The organism is Acidobacteriota bacterium (assembly GCA_040756905.1).
Classification (GTDB): domain Bacteria; phylum Acidobacteriota; class Aminicenantia; order JBFLYD01; family JBFLYD01; genus JBFLYD01.
On record JBFLYD010000043.1, the window covers coordinates 87707 to 108079 of the forward strand.

Annotated in this window: 19 protein-coding genes; 6 read left to right on the forward strand and 13 right to left on the reverse strand. The window is 34.9% G+C overall.

The annotated features are described in order from the left end of the window. Window positions 1-29: 29 nt before the first annotated feature. The 13 genes from mfd to AB1410_07185 form a co-directional block, all read right to left on the reverse strand. Window positions 30-3431 carry a transcription-repair coupling factor gene (gene mfd, locus AB1410_07125; GenBank protein ID MEW6456465.1) on the reverse strand — a complete coding sequence of 1134 codons (3402 nt, stop codon included), beginning with the start codon at window positions 3429-3431 and terminating at the stop codon, window positions 30-32. Window positions 3432-3940: 509 nt separating this feature from the next. Further along, on the reverse strand, window positions 3941-4411 hold the full coding sequence (gene rfaE2 / locus AB1410_07130; protein MEW6456466.1) for a D-glycero-beta-D-manno-heptose 1-phosphate adenylyltransferase: 471 nt from the start codon (window positions 4409-4411) through the stop codon (window positions 3941-3943). Continuing rightward, window positions 4399-5679: an ABC transporter ATP-binding protein gene (locus AB1410_07135; GenBank protein MEW6456467.1), complete on the reverse strand. Its 1281-nt coding sequence runs from the start codon at window positions 5677-5679 to the stop codon at window positions 4399-4401. Before AB1410_07135 ends, rfaE2 begins: the two co-directional genes overlap by 13 nt. After that, window positions 5680-6489 (reverse strand): ABC transporter permease, encoded by an 810-nt coding sequence (locus tag AB1410_07140; protein ID MEW6456468.1) that lies wholly within the window; start codon window positions 6487-6489, stop codon window positions 5680-5682. It lies immediately after the preceding gene. After that, window positions 6486-7229, reverse strand: coding sequence for a methyltransferase (locus AB1410_07145; protein MEW6456469.1), 744 nt, complete (start codon window positions 7227-7229; stop codon window positions 6486-6488). Before AB1410_07145 ends, AB1410_07140 begins: the two co-directional genes overlap by 4 nt. Next, window positions 7219-7650, reverse strand: coding sequence for a F0F1 ATP synthase subunit epsilon (locus tag AB1410_07150; protein MEW6456470.1), 432 nt, complete (start codon window positions 7648-7650; stop codon window positions 7219-7221). The genes AB1410_07145 and AB1410_07150 overlap by 11 nt, the downstream gene beginning before the upstream one ends. Next, entirely contained in the window at window positions 7647-9056 is a 1410-nt protein-coding gene (atpD, locus tag AB1410_07155; GenBank protein ID MEW6456471.1) for a F0F1 ATP synthase subunit beta, read from the reverse strand. Before atpD ends, AB1410_07150 begins: the two co-directional genes overlap by 4 nt. A gap of 9 nt (window positions 9057-9065) precedes the next feature. Further along, a complete protein-coding gene (gene atpG / locus AB1410_07160) occupies window positions 9066-9932 on the reverse strand; it encodes an ATP synthase F1 subunit gamma (protein ID MEW6456472.1) in 867 nt (288 codons plus the stop codon). Continuing rightward, window positions 9932-11452, reverse strand: a complete 1521-nt coding sequence (atpA, locus tag AB1410_07165; protein MEW6456473.1) for a F0F1 ATP synthase subunit alpha — start codon at window positions 11450-11452, stop codon at window positions 9932-9934. The genes atpG and atpA overlap by 1 nt, the downstream gene beginning before the upstream one ends. Then, window positions 11428-11997 carry an ATP synthase F1 subunit delta gene (gene atpH, locus AB1410_07170; protein MEW6456474.1) on the reverse strand — a complete coding sequence of 190 codons (570 nt, stop codon included), beginning with the start codon at window positions 11995-11997 and terminating at the stop codon, window positions 11428-11430. The genes atpA and atpH overlap by 25 nt, the downstream gene beginning before the upstream one ends. 2 nt (window positions 11998-11999) lie before the next feature. Next, on the reverse strand, window positions 12000-12587 hold the full coding sequence (gene atpF / locus AB1410_07175; protein MEW6456475.1) for a F0F1 ATP synthase subunit B: 588 nt from the start codon (window positions 12585-12587) through the stop codon (window positions 12000-12002). 164 nt (window positions 12588-12751) lie between these two features. Beyond that, complete coding sequence (locus AB1410_07180; protein ID MEW6456476.1) at window positions 12752-13213, reverse strand: hypothetical protein; 462 nt, start codon at window positions 13211-13213, stop codon at window positions 12752-12754. Between the two features lie 143 nt (window positions 13214-13356). Further along, window positions 13357-13671: a zinc ribbon domain-containing protein gene (locus tag AB1410_07185; GenBank protein MEW6456477.1), complete on the reverse strand. Its 315-nt coding sequence runs from the start codon at window positions 13669-13671 to the stop codon at window positions 13357-13359. Window positions 13672-13827: 156 nt separating this feature from the next. Between AB1410_07185 and ftsH the strand changes: the two genes are divergently transcribed. Genes ftsH through AB1410_07215 form a run of 6 tightly spaced genes read left to right on the forward strand, consistent with a single transcriptional unit; the run spans window position 13828 to window position 20040 of the window. Further along, window positions 13828-15702, forward strand: coding sequence for an ATP-dependent zinc metalloprotease FtsH (gene ftsH / locus AB1410_07190; protein MEW6456478.1), 1875 nt, complete (start codon window positions 13828-13830; stop codon window positions 15700-15702). After that, complete coding sequence (gene folP, locus AB1410_07195; protein MEW6456479.1) at window positions 15699-16544, forward strand: dihydropteroate synthase; 846 nt, start codon at window positions 15699-15701, stop codon at window positions 16542-16544. The genes ftsH and folP overlap by 4 nt, the downstream gene beginning before the upstream one ends. Window positions 16545-16552: 8 nt before the next feature. Then, window positions 16553-17323: a diadenylate cyclase CdaA gene (gene cdaA / locus AB1410_07200; protein MEW6456480.1), complete on the forward strand. Its 771-nt coding sequence runs from the start codon at window positions 16553-16555 to the stop codon at window positions 17321-17323. After that, the gene (locus AB1410_07205) at window positions 17320-17991 is read left to right on the forward strand and encodes a CdaR family protein (protein ID MEW6456481.1); all 672 of its coding nucleotides are present in this window, start codon (window positions 17320-17322) and stop codon (window positions 17989-17991) included. The genes cdaA and AB1410_07205 overlap by 4 nt, the downstream gene beginning before the upstream one ends. A gap of 1 nt (window position 17992) precedes the next feature. Further along, on the forward strand, window positions 17993-19327 hold the full coding sequence (gene glmM / locus AB1410_07210; protein MEW6456482.1) for a phosphoglucosamine mutase: 1335 nt from the start codon (window positions 17993-17995) through the stop codon (window positions 19325-19327). Continuing rightward, window positions 19324-20040, forward strand: coding sequence for a pyridoxine 5'-phosphate synthase (locus AB1410_07215; GenBank protein ID MEW6456483.1), 717 nt, complete (start codon window positions 19324-19326; stop codon window positions 20038-20040). The genes glmM and AB1410_07215 overlap by 4 nt, the downstream gene beginning before the upstream one ends. Window positions 20041-20373 lie beyond the last annotated feature (333 nt).

The window sequence follows — 20373 nt, forward strand, 5'->3', positions numbered from 1 at the left end:
TACCTTTAGCAGAAAATTCTATCCGATAATTAAATACTTTTCAATAAATTCTTTATTTCATCAAGAATCGAACCCTTCTCTTTTTCTTTTAAGGACAAAATTACCTCTTCTTCTGGAGTAATTCTTCCTTTTGTAAGTTTTACCAGTTCTATCAATTTTTCTGTATTAAATTTGGGATGATTTACAAACTTTAGTTTCAAGGATGAATCCACTCTTTCAATTCTTTCTATTTCTTTTGTCTGCGCCAGGTATTTAATCTCTCCAAATTTTAATAAATCTACAAATTCAGGAGGGACTTTTCCGTATCTATCCTCCACCTCTTCTCTTATTTTCTCTATTTCTTCAAGTTCCTTTACAGAGGATATTTTTTTGTAAAAATATATTCTCTGACTCATTTCAGGAATAAAATCCTCGGGAATCTTCAATTCCATTTTCAAATCAATTTCTGAAATTATCCCAGCTTCTCCAATTCCTCTAAGTTCCCGGACTGTTTCTTCAATAAGCTTTATATAATAATCAAAACCAACTTCTCCAATATGCCCGTGCTGCCTCTCTCCCAGAAGATTTCCAGCGCCTCGAATTTCAAGATCCATAGCAGCAAGTCGGAAACTTGACCCCAGTTCGGAGAATTCTTGTAAAGCTCTCAATCTCTTCTTTGCAACATAATTCATTGCTCTCATAGATGGTGCTAGAAAATACGCATAAGCCTGTCTATCGGATCTCCCAACCCTTCCTCTTAACTGATACAATTGAGCCAATCCAAACATGTCAGCACGATTTACTATAAGAGTATTAACAAGAGGAATATCTATGCCGTTCTCTATTATAGTAGTCGAAACTAATATATCATATTCGTGGTTTATAAATTTCATCATTATATCCTCTATTTGAGAACCTTTCATTTTTCCATGCATGATTGCGATTTTCGCTTCTGGCACCAATCTTGACAAAAATGAATGAATTACATTTAAATTTTCAATCCTGTTGTGGACAAAATACACCTGTCCTCTTCTACCCAGTTCTCTTTTGATCGCCTCATAAATTACTTCTTTTGAAAAGTTTGTCACAATCGTCTGAATTGAAAGCCTGTCTTTTGGTGGAGTCTCGATCAAGCTTAAATCTCTCATACCCATTAAGGTCATGTTTAGCGTCCTCGGAATTGGGGTGGCTGTCATTGTTAAAACATCTATTTTTGTCTTCAATTTTTTTATCTTTTCTTTATGACTGACTCCAAATCGTTGCTCTTCATCAACAATCAACAAACCTAAATCTTTATATTTTAAATCAGAGGAGAGTAATCTGTGAGTCCCTATAACTATGTCCACCAATCCTTTTCCTAAATCATCGGTTATTTTTTTCTGTTCCGATTTTTTTTGAAGACGACTTAACATCTCTATCCTGACAGGATATCCCGTGAATCTCTTTTTAAAAGTGTTATAATGCTGAAAAGCAAGAATTGTGGTTGGACATAGAAGAACAACCTGCTTTCCATCCATAATTGCCTTGAATGCAGCTCTAATTGCCACTTCTGTCTTTCCATATCCAACATCTCCGCATAAAAGTCTATCCATAGGATAAATGGCTTCCATATCTTTTTTTATCTCTTTAATTGCTCTTTCCTGGTCTTCAGTTTCTTCAAACTCAAATGATTCTTCAAATTCTCTCTGCCATATACTATCTCCAGAATAGGCATGACCTTTAATTGTTTTTCTCATCGCATAAAGATTGAGTAGTTCGACTGCCATTTCTTTGATTGCCTTTTTTACCCTGCTCTTTACTCTCTCCCAGGTTACACCCCCGAGTTTGTCTAAAACAGGTGAGGTTCCACTCTTGTAAAGATGAATCAAATCAAGTCGATATAAAGGTAAAAGAAGCTTATCACCATCTCTGTATAAAATTTCCATCAGCTCATGAATTTGACTGTCTACTCTTACATTCTTCAACCCATTGAAAATTCCTATCCCATGCTCCGAGTGAACTATAAAATTCCCAATTTTTATATCCCTGAAAGATGAGGTGAATGGTTTTATATAAGACCTTCTGAAATGAAGTTCAATTTCACCAAACAAATCATTCTCGGTGAGAATATTTATCTTTTCTTCAGAAAAAGAAAAACCTTCTGAGAGGTCATTCCTTAATATTAACAATTTAGATTTACTGTTTGAACTTTCAATAAAATTAAAAATACTGTAATCCTCAAAAGCTTCATGCAGTCTTTTTGATTTATATTCTGATTTAATGAGAAATATGTAATTTTCATCATTCCTGATCCCTCTTTTTATGTCTTCAATAAAAATTGGGATATTCCCTTTATACTTTGGAGAAGTCTGAAAATTAAAATAAAATTTATTATCTCCTGGAGAAATTTCCTCAAAAAATATCCCATTTTTTTCAATGTTTTTAAAAAAATCAAAAGAAAATATATAATTAATCGGTAATACTAATTCCCGGTTTTTCTTTGCTGATTCAATACTTAATGAGACATTCTTGATATGGTCTTCTATTTCCTGTTCTATCTGATCTTTTTCATCAAGAACAAACAGAAAATCTCTGAAAAATACATCCGGTGAGATGAATTTTTCTTTTAATATCAAGAAGAGAAAGATAAATTCCGAAGAAATTTCTCCCTTTCTCAAGATATTTATTTTATCCTCTAATTTTTCCTTTAAAGAAGCATTTCCCCAGTAATCATTTGACAATTTTATCCATTTAGTTACTGAATCTTCATCAACAGGGATTTCAAAAAAAGAAGGAATTATTGCCTCTTCAATTTTCTTTATTGACCTCTGAGAAGAAGGGTCAAAATATCTGACAGATCGAATAATTTCATCTTCAAACTCAATCCTGAATGGATAGTTCTCCCATGGAGAAAAAACATCTAAGATCCCTCCTCTCCACGAAAACTCTTCCTTTAAAGTGGTCAGATCTTCCTCTTTATATCCAAAAAATTTTAATTTTTTAATTAGAGTTTCTCGATCATATTCATATCCAGTTATAATTTCAATAAAAAGATTTCTTACATCATTAAGCCCAAGAAAAGGCTTCAAGATCCCTATCCATGGGGTTATGCCGATGCTAATTGTATCGGTTTGCATTGCATAGAAAAATTTCATTCTTTGAGAAAGATTTCCCCAAGGAGTAGCAGGTTCATGGTAAGGATTGATTATTGATGGCGGAAGAACAAATGTCTCATCTTCTTTATTTAGTATTAATTTTGACAAAGGTTTTATCTTTTTTAGGTATTCCTCACTGGAAAATGCAGTTGGATGAATAAGGAGAATTTTCCTGTTCAGTTCTTTCTGAAGAATAGCCAAAACATAAGACTTTGCAGTTGAATTTAACCCAGATATATGAAGACCTCTTTCTCCAGATTCAATAAGATTGAGTAGATTTTTAAATCTCTTGTTTTTATTAATAAAACAAATATCCACTTTTTAATTTTATAAAATTTTCAATAATCAGCAAAGGTTTTGAAGCAAGTAAAGTTTTGTGGGGTAAGAAGTTAACTAATGTATTTATGGGCAGCAGGGGTGGCGGAGAAACCGAAGGTTCCTGAAAACCGTCACGAATGCGAAGCGGGCATGGTTTCCTCCCCATTTTAATTGGGGAGGAAGAGCGAAGCATGAGTGCTCCCGCACTAACTGTATTCATTCCAAAAAAATTAAGTGATGGGAGTAGAGATATTATGAATTCCTTAATTTATAGCAAACGCATAAAATATTGTTACATGTAGGGCAAGGCTAAAGCCTTGCATTAAGCAACCCCCGAATCAAGTTCGGGGCAGGCTCTAAAGGGTTGCCCTACAATTTATTCAATGCGTTTGTATTAGGTAATAATAAGTTAGTGCGGGACTGGGGAAAATACAGCGTGTTTTTGAAGTCACCCCTGCTGCCCAAATTTTTTACCACTACAAAACTTTACTTGTTTCCCCACAGATCAATCAAGTGTTTAATATCTTTGCGATGATTGCTGAAGTTGAATATTTTTTTTGGTATGGGAATATGAGAACTCTCCCCCCATATGACTCAACAAAATCTCTACCCACAACCTGGTCTGTGTTATAATCTCCTCCTTTTATCAGAAAATCCGGTTCGATATTCTTTATTAACTCAAGAGGTGTTTCTTCATCGAAAGGGACAAGATAGTCTATGTATTCAATGGATTCCAATATCTCCAATCTTTCATTCAAAGGGAATATGGGTCTATTTTTTCCTTTAATGACCTTTACTGAATCATCGGTGTTAACTCCAACGATAAGAATATCACCCATTGATTCAGCCCACTTGAAAAGCCTTATGTGACCAGGGTGAATCAGATCAAAACATCCATTTGTAAAAACAATTTTTTTATTGTGTTTTTTTAAATTTGTTTTTATTTCAATTATCTCATCAAGACTTCTTACTTTTTCCATTTTATGTTAGGTGAAAAGGTCCAAGAATGGTTTGGTCTCCAAATACCTATATCTTTTTTCCTTGAGAATACCCTGAATTCATATAGAGATCTGTGATAATCATACGCGTATCCATCTCTTTTATGAATTGCGACATCAAGAAAATAACTTCCATTTATCAAGTTAAGATTTTTTATTTTAAATGTGACCTTCCCTCTCCCTTCTAAATGGTCAGAAACAAAATCCTCAAAGTTAGTATTTGTTCCATAAACCGACATACCCTGAGGATTAAAAATTCCAATCCCAAAAACAAAATCATCAATTTTTTTCTTTGATTCTACTTCAAGCTCAATCCTCATTTCCTCGCCCTCATGAAATACCCACTTCTCTTCCCCATCGGAAGATTTCAACTTCACAGAGAGAATCTCCACTTCTCTACTGCCCCATCTTGCCTCTCTCTTTTCCTCTATTTGAGGAGCCAATTCTTCTCTCTCAGCTTCTTTCTCTTTTTCTTTATGAAGGGTCTCCAATTTTTCCTCTGTTATCTGAGCTACATCCTTCAAATATGCATCAACTACCCTTTTTGGGTCACCTTTCGTCTGACATTTACCTTTTTTTAGCCAGATCACTTCATCGCAGATATTCTCAACTGTCGTAAGGTCATGACTCACAAAAAGTATGGTCTTCTGTCTTCTTTTAAAATCTGCTATTCTATCAAGACATTTTGGTACGAAAGCTGCATCTCCAACAGCCAAAACTTCATCTATTAAAAGAATATCAGGGTTAACGTTTATTGCTATTGAAAACCCAAGTCTCATATACATTCCAGAAGAATAAGTTTTTACTGGCTGATCTATGAATTCTTCAAGCTCTGCGAATTTAACAATCTCATCAAACTTTTCCGAGATTTCCTTCTTACTCAATCCGAGCATAATGCCATTTATGTATATATTTTCTCTCGCTGAAATTTCAGGATGAAAACCTACCCCCAATTCAATTAAAGCTGAAACTTTACCATCCACATTAACTGCACCCTCTGTTGGTTTTGTGATACCCGCAATGACCTTCAACAGTGTGCTTTTTCCTGAGCCATTTGCTCCTATAATTCCGAGAGTTGCTCCTTTCTTTACACTAAAACTCACACTATCAAGAGCATGGATTATCTCATCTGGCCTTAATTCTTTAAAGAAAGTGCCCCTTAATAGAGCACTTTTTAATGTTTGAAATCTATATCTTGATGAATACTTTCTGTAGATTTTAGAGACATTCTGAACATCAATAACGATCAATTACACCTCCTCAGAAAATGAATCTCTCAGCTTATTAAAAACAAAATAGCCAATTAAAAATACTACTACAGAAAAAATGAATGTAACAGATAATCTTTTCCAGTGAGGCAGGGAGCTATAAAATATGGAATATTGATATGACTCTATCACATGAGTCATAGGATTCAGACTCAAAAATATTTTCAGGAATTTTGATTCCTGAATTACAGGGAATGAAAAAGGATAAATAATTGGTGTTGAAAAAAACCATAATGTCACAAGATTAGCTAAGATATTTTGAATATCCCTGAATATGACACTTAAAGAAGATATTAATAGCGAAAACCCCAATATCAGGATGAATTGAATAATTATTGAAATTGGGAGAAAAAAAACCCAGAATGTAAGATTCCTGCCGATTAGAATAAAAAATAAAAAAAGGATAGGAAGGCCAAATATAAAATTCATAAGATTTGCCAGAACTACTACTGTAGGCAGAACCTCAGCAGGAAATAGAATTTTTTTAATAAGATTTCCGTTAATTATTAAAACATTAGAACTTTCCAGAAGGGAGGAACTGAACCATATCCATGGAAGTAATCCACAAAATAGAAATAAAGAATATGTGAAAGGGTTTGCTTCGAAAGTCGGGTCTCTTGGCCTGATTATAAAACCAAAAACAATAGTATAAACGAGAAGAAGAAGGAATGGATTAAAAAAAGACCAAAGAAACCCGAGGATTGACCCTCTATATCTTGCTTTTAGCTCTCTTGAAACAAGACTTTGAATTAAAACTCGGTATTTTAAAAGCTCTCTGATGTTTTTTATCATATAACCTTGCCATTAAGAATATTCTGCATTTCTTCAGTAAAAGTTCCATCATCCTTGTGGATTATAATTGGCTCTTCCTCAATAATCTTGTTTGAAAAAAAAACAACTTCTGTGAGAAAAAGATTTGATTTGGAATTTTTTTTTGGATAAACATATTTTATTCTTTTAATTTTTAACTTATTCTTCATGCACGCATCTTCAAAATCATCTTTTCTTTCAGTCCTAAATATAAAATAGGCTTTTCCATTTTTTTTCATTAAAGAAGATGTGACTTTCATTACATCATAAATATCGCATAGAATCTCATGTCTTGCAATTGCCTTCTCTATATCAGGATTTGTCTTTCCCTCTCCTACTTTTCTGTAAGGAGGATTAGAAAAAACCACATCGTATTTTTCATTCAAACATAATTTCCTCAGATCAGCCTGAAGAACTTTGATTTTGTTTCCAAAGTTATTTATCTCAACATTTTTTTTCGCCAACTCTACAAGGGATTTCTGTATTTCAACAGTAACAATTTTCTTAAGGGGATTTGAGTGGGTCAATATTAAAGAAATAATTCCATTTCCAGCTCCCAATTCAATTAGTTTATCGCCTTTTTTTGTCTTGATGAAAGAAGCCAAAAGAGGAGCATCTATTGAGAAACGAAATCCTTTTACTTTTTGAAGTACCTTAATTTTTCCTTTAAAAAAGGAATCAAAACTTATTTTATCGTTAAATTCTTCGATATCAGTTTCCATGATATCTTTTATAAACCTTAATTCTCGTAAGAGCTTTTTGTAATTTGATCAATGCTTTATTTAAATCAGCGGGAGAAACTTGACCTCTCATTGCTCTCTGAATAATCTCTTCAGCCCGCTTTTTTGCATCTTCAGCTCTTGTAACATCTATTTCCTCTGCTTTTTCACCCTTATGGGCAAGCACTATTACTCTATCAGGCAAAACTTCTACAAATCCCCAGAAAATACTCAAATATTTACTTATTTTTCCTTTTTTATAATGAAGCTCCCCAATTCCAAGGAGGGAAAGAAGCGGTCTGTGACCTGGCAGAATACCTAAATATCCAAGTTTACCAGGAAGATATACTTCATCGACTTCATCTTTTATAAGCAATTTCTCAGGTGTAATAACTTCTAAAGTAAGTTTAGAAGGAAGACTCATTTCTCCAATTCCATTGCTTTTTCCCTAACCTCTTCAATTGTACCTACCATATAAAAAGCCTGTTCTGGAATGTTATCGCACTTTCCTTCAGCAATCTCTTTAAATCCTTTTATCGTATCTTTGATTTCAATATATTTTCCCTTTCTTCCGGTAAATTCTTCAGCTACATGGAACGGCTGCGAAAGAAACTTCTGGATTTTTCTCGCTCTTGCAACAATTATTTTATCCTCTTCCGAAAGTTCCTCTATTCCCAGAATAGCTATTATATCCTGAAGATCTTTATATCTCTGCAGAATGGCTCTAACTTGCCTTGCTACCTGATAATGCTCTTCTCCTATTATTCTTGGGTCAAGAATTCTTGAGTAGGAAGATAAAGGGTCAACTGCTGGATAGATTCCCATCTCTGCAATCTGGCGGGAGAGATTTGTGTTTGCATCTAAATGAGAGAATGTTGTTGCAGGTGCAGGGTCAGTGAAATCATCGGCAGGAACATAAATTGCCTGAACAGAGGTAATTGAGCCTCTTTTGGTTGATGTAATTCTCTCCTGAAGTTCTCCCAGCTCTGCAGCCAAATTAGGCTGATAGCCGACCGCTGAGGGCATCCTTCCAAGCAAAGCAGAAACTTCTGAACCTGCCTGAACAAATCTAAATATGTTATCTATGAATAAAAGTACATCCTGACCTTCTTCATCTCTGAAATATTCAGCAACAGTCAGACCTGAAAGACCAACTCTTAGTCTTGCACCGGGTGGCTCGGTCATCTGGCCATAAATTAAAGATGCCTTGCTTAGAACCCCGGATTGTTTCATTTCAAGCCATAAATCATTACCTTCCCTTGTTCTCTCGCCAACCCCCGCAAACACAGAAAAACCTCCGTGCTTCTTAGCAACATTATGGATTAACTCCATGATTATAACGGTCTTGCCAACCCCTGCTCCGCCAAAAAGTCCAATTTTCCCTCCTTTTAAATAAGGTTCGAGTAAATCAATAACTTTAATCCCTGTCTCAAACATTTCTAATTTTGTGCTCTGCTCATCTAATGGAGGAGCGGGCCTGTGAATTGGATATCTCTTTTTTGCTTTTATTTCCCCAAGTTTATCAGCTGGCTCTCCGATTACATTCATTAATCTCCCAAGAGTCTCTCTACCTACAGGAACAGTGATCGGACCTTCTAAATTAATCGCTCTCATCCCTCTGATCACACCATCCGTGGGATGCATAGAAACGGCTCGAACTCTATTCTCACCAAGATGCTGTTCTACCTCTACTATTATATTTATCTCCCGTGAGCTTTTAAATTCATCGGTAGTTATTTGTAAAGCTGTATAAATTTCAGGCACTTCACCTTCATCAAATTCCACATCAACCACAGGTCCTATAACTTGAACAACTCTCCCATATTTCATAAATTCCTCCTAAATTCTCGATTTAGCCAGAGCTTCTGAAGCAGTCATAATATCTATCAATTCTTTTGTGATGGAAGCCTGACGAATTTTATTCATAATCAATGTAAGATTTTCGATTAAATCCCCAGCATTCTTTGTTGCCTGCTCCATCGCCATCATTCTTGCAGAATGTTCAGCAGTAGCAGATTCCATCAAAATGTTGAAGACAAGAAATTCTACATATTTTGGCATAAGTTCATTGAAAATCTCCCGCGGTTCCGGCTCATAAATATAATCAATCATCACTTCTTCAGTTTCCCATTTGGGAACTGGCAATAACTTTTCCCATACAATTTTCTGTCTTATCAATGACTCAAATTTATTATATATTACATAAATTGCATCTGTTTTCCTGTTCTCGTAAAGCTCAATTATTTTTTTGGATATATCAAGAGTTTTCTCATAATTTATCTTAAAAAATAAGTCTATCCATACATGCCTTATGGGATAAGGTCTTTTTCTGAAAAAATCTCTTCCTTTTTTCCCTATCAAAATCAAATTAATTTTTGATTCTTTAGTCTTTTCCTCGATAAATTCATGGGAAAATTTTATAATGTTTGAATTGAAAGCACCGCATAATCCTTTATCTCCGGTAACAATAACTACATCAACCGATTTCTCTTCCCTTACCTCGAGCAAAGGATGGAGAGAAGTAACAACTCTTGAGGAAAGGCTTCTGATAACATCTTTTAACTTTTCAGAATAAGGCCTTGATGATAAAAGTGTTTTCTGAGTTCTTTTTAATTTTGCAGCAGAAACTGTTTTCATCGCACTTGTCATCTGTTGAGTATTTTTTATGCTTCTGATCTTTCTCCTATAATCTAAAAGTGTTGGCATTACTTATTTTGTCTGCCTTTAAATTCTTCGGTAAATCTTTTGATTGATAGATCTAATCTCTTCTCCAAATCCTCATCCAGATCCTTTTTCTCCCGGAGCTCATTAAAAATTTCAGGAAAATTTGTCTCAATGTATTTATACAATTCTTCTTCATAGAAGTTAATCTTTTCTATTTCCAGGTCATCGAGAAATCCGTGTGTTCCTGCATAAATTATAACTATCTGGTTTTCCACAGGATAAGGTTTATATTGATCCTGCTTTAGAATTTCTGTAAGTTTTTCCCCCCGATTTAATTGAGCTATTGTTGCTTTATCAAGGTCAGAACCAAACTGGGCAAATGTGGCAAGTTCCCGGTATTGAGCAAGGTCAAGTCTTAAAGTTCCAGCAACCTTTTTCATCGCTTTAATCTGAGCATTTCCACCAACTCTTGAGACTGAAATTCCTACATTTATAGCTGGTCTTATTCCAGCGTTGAATAAATCAGGTTCTAAATAAATCTGACCATCTGTTATAGAAATAACATTTGTTGGAATGTACCCTGAAACATCGCCAGCTTGAGTCTCTATTATAGGCAATGCAGTAAGAGAGCCTCCTCCCATATGATCATTAAGTTTAGCTGCCCTTTCTAAAAGCCTGGAATGTAAATAAAACACATCTCCAGGATATGCTTCTCTTCCTGGGGGTCTTCTGAGAAGAAGAGAAATTTCTCTGTAAGCTGCAGCATGCTTGGAAAGGTCATCGTAAATTAATAGAGAGTGCTTCCCTCTATCCCGAAAGTATTCACCCATGGCACATCCTGCATAAGGAGCAAGGTACTGCATTGTAGTGGGATCAGATGCTGATGCCACTACTACAATCGAATAATCCATTGCTCCTGAATCCTCGAGTATTTTTATCACCTGAGCCACTGTTGATTTTTTCTGACCTATTGCTACATATATGCATATCACATCTGAATTTTTTTGATTTAAAATTGTATCGATTGCAATAGCTGTTTTCCCTGTCTGTCTATCTCCAATTATTAGCTCTCTCTGTCCTCTCCCAATGGGAATCATAGCATCAATAGCTTTAATCCCTGCCTGAAGAGGTTCTTTAACGGGGAGTCTATCAACAACACCAGGAGCAATCCTTTCCACAGGCATAAAAACATTTGTTTTTACCGGTCCTTTTCCATCGAGGGGATTTCCAAGAGGATCAACAACTCTCCCTATTAAAGCTTCTCCAGCTGGAACAGACATAATCTTGTGAGTTCTCTTAATGAGGTCTCCTTCTTTAATTTTATGGGTCTCACCTAAAAGGACAGCTCCCACATTATCTTCTTCAAGGTTTAATGCAATACCTCTAACTCCATTGGGAAACTCCAGCATCTCGTTGTACATCACCATATCAAGTCCATGGATTCTGGCAATGCCATCACCCACTGAAATTACTATCCCCACTTCTTCAATATCAATATCCAATTTGTAATTCTCGATCTGACTCTTTATTATTTTACTTATTTCATCTGCTCTGATTTCCATTCTTTTTCTCCTGTTATTCTATCTTTAAGTCTTATTAGATTTCCTTTTATTGTTCCGTCATAAAATACATTTCCTTTTTTTATCTTCAACCCTCCAATGATAGAAGGGTCTGTTTTAAAATTAGAAATTATCTTTCCTTTTAAAATTTTTTCAAGCTTAGCTATTATCTGCTTTTTCTGTTCTGTTTTCAAGAGAAAAGCAGAATATATCTCTAATTTATGTATGGCTTTCTTTTGATACCATAAATCTTCATAACTCATGACGATTTCTTTCAGTAAATTTACTCTTCCTTTTTCTTCAACAAGATAAAGAAAATTTTTAGTTTTTTCTGAAAAATTAAAATATTCTCCAATTTTCTTTAAAACCTCTCCTTTAATTTTTCTCGGAAAAAAAGGAGATTCTAAAAATGAAATCAGCTCCTCAGAGCTCTTAAATATTTCTAAAATTTTATTCAATTCTCCATGTATTATTTTCCATTCTTTCTCAGAAGATGTAGCTCTCACCAATCCCATCGCATATCTTCTTGCTACTACTTCACTCTTCATTATTAAATCTCCTTTAAATCTTCCAAGACTTTGGTAATTATTTTCTCTTGCTGATCTTTATCCAGTGTTTTTTTCATTTTTTCTTCTGCCAGAGCTATTGAAAGCTGAGAACCATATTCTTTTAGCTCATCCATTGCTTTCTTTGCATGGGTTTCAATTTCCTTCTTAACAGATCTCAGGATTTTCTCTCTTTCTACCTCGGCTTCCTTTAATAATTTTTTCTTCTCCTCTATTCCTTCCTCCTCTGCCTTCTTCTTCATCCCTTTTATCTCTTCTCTTATTCTCTCAAGTCTCCTTTCAATTGATCTTAATCTTTCCTCTGCTTCTTTTTTGAGATTTTCTGAGCTTTCGATTCTTTCTTTTATTTTATCCCCTCTACCTTTCAAAAAATTTATCAATGATTTTCTAATTAAAAGGAATATGAAACCAAAAAGGATAACAAAATTAAAAGTTTTTCCAAGAAAATCAAACCATGCTGATCTGTGGGCTTCACCTTCGCTCATTCCGAAAATATCTATGGACGAGCACACTGAAAAGAAAATAAATAAAACTAATACAAGCCTGGTGTGCTGTCCCGTAAACATCTTCATAAACAAAAAATCTTTCCTACAGCACACTGAAGGGGCATGGGGAAGAGGCTTCCCCATGTCTGGGGGGTGCTCAGCGAAGCGTCTAAGGGGGGCTTGCCCCCATAGGGAAAGTGTCTTGTCGCATAAAAATAAAAAAAGATATTTAAGTGACAAGACACTCGCTTTCATATTTTTAAAAAACTCTCCACTATCATTTCTGAAATCTCATCGGCTTCCTTTTCTAACTTTTTTATAGCCTCTCTTTTTTGATTATCTATTTTTTTTAATTCCTCTTTCAGCATTTTCTCCGATAAAGCTTTTGCCTCATTTATTATTCTCTCAATTTCAGTCTGGGTTTTGTTTCTAATATTTTCCTTAATCTCTGAAGCTTCAATTCTTGCCTGGCTCAGTTTATCATTTAAAAACGATAATTTTTCCTCATAAATAGAAACTATTTCAGAAACCTTTTTTTCATTCTTAGAAATTAGACTCTCCCTGCCCTCTTTTATTTTCGAAACAGAATTGAAGTAAACTTTTTGCATGAAAAAGGTAAGAATGCCTATTATCAATGCAATAGCGAACAGCGACAGATCTAAAGAAATCATAAAACCATTTAATTTTTTAGCATTTTTGCACTCTAAAGTCAATTTCTCTCTATTGTATCATCAACATTTTTAACATAGAGCCTAAACCTATTTTCATGTCACACCAGAGAGACAAAGAGAATTTAAGTAAATTGTGTTTGATTCAAGTATTTTAAATAGGATTCAGATTAAACGAAATTCTTTAGTTAGTCGCAGGTACTGCAGCTTGTCATCTTACATGAAGAGCAAGAATTGGAAGAAGAAACACTGCTTTCAAACTTATCTCCTCCTGCTATGCCAAAAGGAGAGTAAAGTTTTTTTAAACTTTTACCCTTACATTTCGGACATTCTATAATCTGGTCTGATTTTAATATGATAACCTCAAATTTCTCATTGCACTCATTACAACTAAATTCATATATTGGCATAAATATTATATTAAAACATTTCCCTCTAATTGTCAAAAAAATTCTTTTGTCCGGAAGCATTTCCAATTTCGTGATGGAAGATAAAATGCTCATTTACGAGTGTTATTCCGAATCCTGAAAGTGTCATGCTGAAACAAGTTCAGCATGACATTTTCTGTCTTCATCACGGAAAAGGAGATGCTTACTGAATGTCAAATAATATTTGCAAATGTTTAAATTCGTGGTAAAATTTTAAATTAGAGGGTTTTAATGAATGGGAAAAAAAAGTCTACATTAAAAAGTGCTCTTTTTTGGATAGTAACAGGGATTATCATCATTCTATTGTGGAGCTTATTGCAGAGTCCAGCGAAGAAGAAACAAGAACTAAAATTCAGTGAATTTCTTGATGAGGTTACTCTTGGAAAAATAAACGAAGTAACAATCAGTGGCTCTGAAATAAAAGGTTCTTATGAGGATGGAACTGCTTTTAAAACAACAGCTCCACCTCAGTATAATGACCTTGTCAAGATCTTAAGAGAGCATAAAGTAATAATATCAGTAAAAGACACATCTCAGAGCCCCATATTTTCCTATATATTTACATGGGCACCACTTATTATCCTCGTTGTTTTCTGGATTCTTTTTATGAGACAGATGCAAAGTGGTGGAAACAAAGCCCTTTCGTTTGGAAAAAGCAGAGCTAAACTTTTTTCTGAGTCGGGCAAAAAGGTAACATTTAGAGATGTTGCTGGTGTTGATGAAGCAAAGGAAGAATTACAAGAAATAATCGAATTTCTTAAAGATCCCCAGAAATTTCAAAGACTTGGAGGCAGAATTCCAAAGGGTGTGCTTCTTGTCGGTCCACCAGGAACAGGAAAAACATTGCTTGCAAAAGCGGTAGCTGGAGAAGCAGATGTGCCTTTTTTCTCCATTAGCGGTTCAGATTTTGTTGAAATGTTTGTGGGAGTTGGTGCATCAAGGGTGAGAGATTTATTTGACCAAGGGAAAAAGCATGCACCCTGTCTAATTTTCATAGATGAAATAGATGCTGTGGGAAGAGAAAGAGGTGCTGGACTTGGCGGTGGGCATGACGAAAGAGAACAAACTTTAAATGCTCTCCTTGTGGAGATGGACGGATTCGATTCCAATGAAGGAATAATTTTAATAGCTGCCACAAACAGACCCGACATTTTAGATCATGCCCTTTTAAGGCCTGGAAGATTTGACAGAAGAATTGTTGTAAACAAGCCGGATGTTAAAGGAAGGGAAGAAATATTAAAAGTTCACACAAGAAAAATTCCCCTCGATAAAGATACAGATTTAAAATTAATTGCCAGAACAACTCCTGGTTTCTCAGGAGCAGATTTAGCTAACATGGTGAATGAAGCTGCTCTAAATGCAGCAAGGTATGGTAAAAAAGCCGTTCAAATGAAAGATTTCGAACATGCCAAGGATAAGGTACTTATGGGTGCGGAGAGAAAAAGCTTGATAATTTCAGACGAAGAAAAGAAAAATACTGCATTTCATGAAGCAGGGCATGCATTGGTAGCATCGGTTCTCCCTGAAGCTGACCCGATCCATAAAGTTTCAATAATTCCAAGAGGACTTGCCCTCGGAGTTACTCAACAATTACCCCTTGATGACAGGTACACATACAATAAAGAATATTTAGAAGCCCAGATTTCAGTTCTATCTGCTGGTAGAATCGCTGAAGAAATAGGTCTTGGAAATATGACCACCGGAGCTGGCAATGATTTTGATGTAGCCACAGAGATAGCTCGAAAAATGGTATGTCAATGGGGTATGTCAGATTTAGGCCCAATAACATTTGGGGAAAGAGATGACCTTGTATTTCTTGGCAGAGATTTGACAATGAGAAGAGACTTCAGTGAAGAAACAGCGCAAAAAATCGATGAAGAGGTAAAGAAAATCATTATGAGAAATTATGAAAGAGCAAGAAATATATTATCGGAGAAAAAAGACAAACTCTTCAAGATTGCAGAAACATTACTCGAAAAAGAAGTGTTAACATCAGATGAAATTAATGCTATTTTAGAGACAAAACCAAAAACTGAAAAAGCCCAGAGAAAGAAAACAAGAGAAACATCTTCGCCGGAAATGGCCGGAGAGATTCCTTCGAAATGAGGGAAATTTTCTCGATAAAATTTAAAAGTAGACAACTCATTCTTGGAAAAGAAACAAAAATAATGGGAATCCTGAATGTAACACCCGATTCTTTCTCTAATGGAGGTGATTATTTCAGTACTGAAAAAGCTATAGAAAAGGGAACCCAGATGGAGGAAGAAGGAGCTGAAATAATTGATATAGGTGGAGAAAGCACAAGACCTGGTTCCGAGCCGACTCCTCTGGAAGAGGAAAGAAAAAGAGTAATACCTGTACTAAAAGAATTGAGGAAAAAAGTAAATTGTTTCATTTCCGTGGATACCTATAAAGCAAGAATAGCTGAAGAAGCTTTTGATTGGGGAGCAGATATGATCAATGATATAAGTGGATTGAGGTTTGACAAGGAAATGATAAAAATTATAAAAAAAGAGAGTTGTCCTTTCGTTATTATGCATATGAAAGGAACTCCTAAAACCATGCAGGACAATCCTGTTTATGAGAATCTTTTCGAAGAAATTGAAAATTTTTTTTATGAAAGGATAAACTTTCTCAGTTTAAACGAAATAGATCTAAACAAAGTTATTATAGATCCAGGAATAGGTTTCGGAAAATCATACGAGAACAATCTCAGAATCATAAAAAACCTTAATTTTTTGGAAAAATTTAAAAGACCTGTTCTTATTGGAGTTTCAAGAAAATCTTTTATAGGTAAGATTCTCAACCTTCCCCCAAAAGAAAGAGTTGAGGGATCGATTGCAGCATCAATAATTTCAGTAATAAATGGTGCTCATATTCTCAGATCCCATGATGTAAAATCAATAAAAAGAGCAATAAAAACAGCGGAAGAAATATTATATTCATAAGACAAAAAATGGAAACCCTTCTTCATCTTTTATCGAAGTTTAGTCTTGCTGATATTTTCGATATTCTTATTGTTGCATTTCTTATTTACAATTTTCTTCTCCTGATAAAGGAAACAAAAGCTTATCAGATGACAATAGGACTTTTTATCATTGGCTTTGCCTATATAATTTCAAAACTGATTAATCTTCGTGCTTTCAACTGGCTGATAAGAAATTTCATCCCATACCTTATATTCGCACTAATTGTCCTGTATCAGGCAGAAATAAGAAAATTTTTAGCTGACATTGGCTCAAAAAAACTTTTCAGACCATTTGTTCCCAAACCTTCAGAAAAGAGCATAAAAGAAATATCTGCTGCGGTTGAGTATCTCTCATCCCAGAGGATAGGCGCCCTAATAGGAATTGAAAGAGAAATATCTCTTAAAAGCTTTGCGGAAAAAGGTATACCCATAAATGCAAATATATCAAAAGATTTAATAGTGAACATATTTTACCCGAGAACCCCTTTACACGATGGAGCTATAATAATTCAGAAAAATAAAATAACCGCAGCGGGATGCCTTCTCCCCTTTCCTTCTCATCATTCTTATGGTGAAGAGCTAAAGATAAAAACAAGACATTTGGCTGCTATTGGACTTTCTCAGGAGACGGATGCAATAGTTGTAGTTGTGTCAGAAGAAAATGGCTCGATATCTCTTGCATCCAGAGGGAATCTTATAAGAAATTTAACAAGGGATGAGCTTGAAGAAAGGATGATAAAATTAATAGGTATTGAATGAAGAATATCATAAAGAATTTTTTTAAGGAAAACATTGAAATTAAAATTATTTCGATTGTGCTTGCATTCCTGATATGGTTTACAATTGGTAAAGATGAAAAATCTTTTTCTGATATCTACATTCCTGTTCCAATCGAACTAAAAAACATTCCAAATAATTTGGAAATTATCGGAACCTCTGTAAAAAATGCTGAGATAAGAATTCGAGCCCCGGAAAGAATAATAAGGAATTTAAATCCAGACAAAATCTCACTAAAATTAAACCTTGAAAAAGCGAAAGAAGGAACACAATGGTTTAAAATTTCTGATGAAGATATAATCATTCCTGAGGAAGCAGAAATAGTTAAAATAAACCCGTCGATGATTCAGATTACTTTTGACACCATTCAAGAAAAATATGTAGACATTAAACCAGTTATAACTGGAAAAATGGCGAAGGGGTTAAAGTTAAAGAGTGTAACTGTGTTTCCAAACAAAACTAAAGTATCTGGGCCCAAGACAAGATTTAAAGACGGGATGAACGTTAAGACTGATTCTATAAATCTATCCCAATTAAATTCTTCGATAGAAATGAAGGTAAATATTTTTCCTCCCAATCAATATTTAAGGCTTTTGGATGATAAATTTGTGATAGTAAAAATAGAAATCGAAAAGACAAACGAGGAATAGAATGTCAAAATATTTCGGAACAGATGGCTTAAGAGCAAAAGCAGGAGAATTTCCTTTAGATTATGATTCTTTGTATATAATCGGGCAAATACTCACTGAAATATTTGAAGAGAGAGGAATTAAAAAAAATGTCCTGATTGGAAAAGACACAAGAGAATCGGGTTCCTGGATAGAAGCATCACTTTGCTCGGGGATAAAATCAAAAAATGGGAAAGTTTATCTTGCTGGAATAATTCCAACCTCAGCCATATGTTACTTAACAAGAAAATTTAATTTTTCCGCGGGGATATCTATATCAGCTTCTCACAATCCCTATGAAGATAATGGAATAAAAATATTCGGTTCTGATGGGATAAAGATTGAGGATGAAATTGAAGAGGAGATCGAAAAAAGATTAATCGAAAGAAAGAGGTCAAAGATAAAAAGAGAAGAAATTATCGAAGATAAAAAATTCTCTTCGGAATATTTTAATTTTCTCAAAAAAGTAGGAGAAGGGCTAAATGGGGATAACCTGAAAATTGTTGTGGACTGTGCGAATGGAGCAGCATCAAATTTTGCCCCTATCCTATTTTCAGAACTGGGCTTTGATGTTATTCCAATAAACAATAACCCTGATGGAAAAAATATAAATTATAGATGCGGTTCCCTTTTCCCAGGATCTCTTTCAAAGGAGGCTACATCAAAAGGAGCTATTTTTGGTATTGCCTATGACGGAGATTCTGATAGGGCTATTTGGGTGGATAAGGATGGAGAAATTTTTGATGGTGATCACACTCTTCTAATTCAGGCTAAATATTTAAAAGATAAACTTATCTCTCCATTCATCATAGGAACTGTGATGAGTAATTTAGGATTAGAAATTGCTTTAAAAAAGTATGGCTTTAAGCTGATTAGAACTCCAGTGGGAGACAAATATGTACTACAGGAAATGAGGAAGAGAAAATCAAAACTTGGAGGAGAACAATCTGGTCATACAATCTTTCTCGATATTTTACCAACAGGAGATGGAATTGTCACTACTATACAGATGCTGAAAGTAATCGTCGCTGAAAAAAAGTCCCTGAAAGAGCTTTCCTCAGATATGGAGAAATTTCCTCAAATTTTAGTAAATGTAAAAGTCAAGGAGAAAAAACCTTTAAATGAATTGCCTGAAATAGTTAACATCGAAGAAAAAATAAAAAAAGAAATCGGAAAGCGTGGTAGGATTCTTCTCAGATATTCAGGTACAGAGCCTAAACTGAGAATAATGATAGAAGGCGAAAATGAAGAGAAAATCAAAGATTGGGCAGAAGAAATTGCTTCTGCTGTAAAAAATACCTTGGGAGATGAAAAATGAAATTATGTGTGAATGTGGATCATATTGCAACTCTAAGACAGGCAAGAAAAGCAAAAGAGCCAGACCCTGTTTTAGCATCTTTGTTAGCTGAAATTTCTGGAGCTGATGGTATTGTAATCCACCTTAGAGAAGACAGAAGACACATTCAGGAAAGAGACCTTGAAATTTTGCGAAAAGTTGTCAAGACAAAATTAAATCTTGAGATGGCAGCAACTACTGAAATGATAGAAATCGCGGCAAAATACAAACCTGATATTTCTACTCTTGTTCCTGAAAAAAGAGAGGAACTCACCACTGAAGGAGGTCTTAATGTTATTTCCAATTTCAAGGAATTAAAAAATGCTGTTGATAGGTTGAAAAAGGAGGGAATAGAAGTATCTATATTCATCGACCCAGATGTAGAACAAATCAAAAAATGTGGAGAGTTAGGAGCAAATACGATCGAAATCAATACTGGAAAGTACTCAGAAACAGAAACGCTGGAGGAAAGGGAAATGGAACTTCAGAAGATTAAAAATGCCGCAAAAATTGGAAAAGAAATCGGATTCAAAGTTGTAGCGGGTCATGGGCTTGACTATAAAAATGTATCACCAATCGTAAAAATTGGAGAAATAGAAGAGCTAAACATCGGCTTTTCAATCATCGCAAGGTCAGCAATCGTCGGGATCGAGAAGGCAGTAAGAGAAATGAAAGAGCTCATCAGAAGGAAATAATCATTAAAATAAAACGATGCTTTTTTATGAAAATAAGTAAAGTTTTGTAGTAGTCAATAATTAGAGCTGGAAGAGTGACCCTAAAACATGCTGTATTTTCCCCATCAAAGTGTTGTGACACTCAAAATTGTCTTTGTTATTTATTTGTGTCACAACACTTTCCCTATGGGGGCAAGCCCTCCTTAGACGCTTCGCTGAGCACCCCCCCAGACATGGGGAAGACACCTTCCCCATACCCCTTCAGTGTGCTGTCAAAGAACTCCTTTCTCTGGGAAAAGATTTATGGGACAGCACACTTGGAAAATTACAGCTCGGCACTCATGCGTCGCTCTT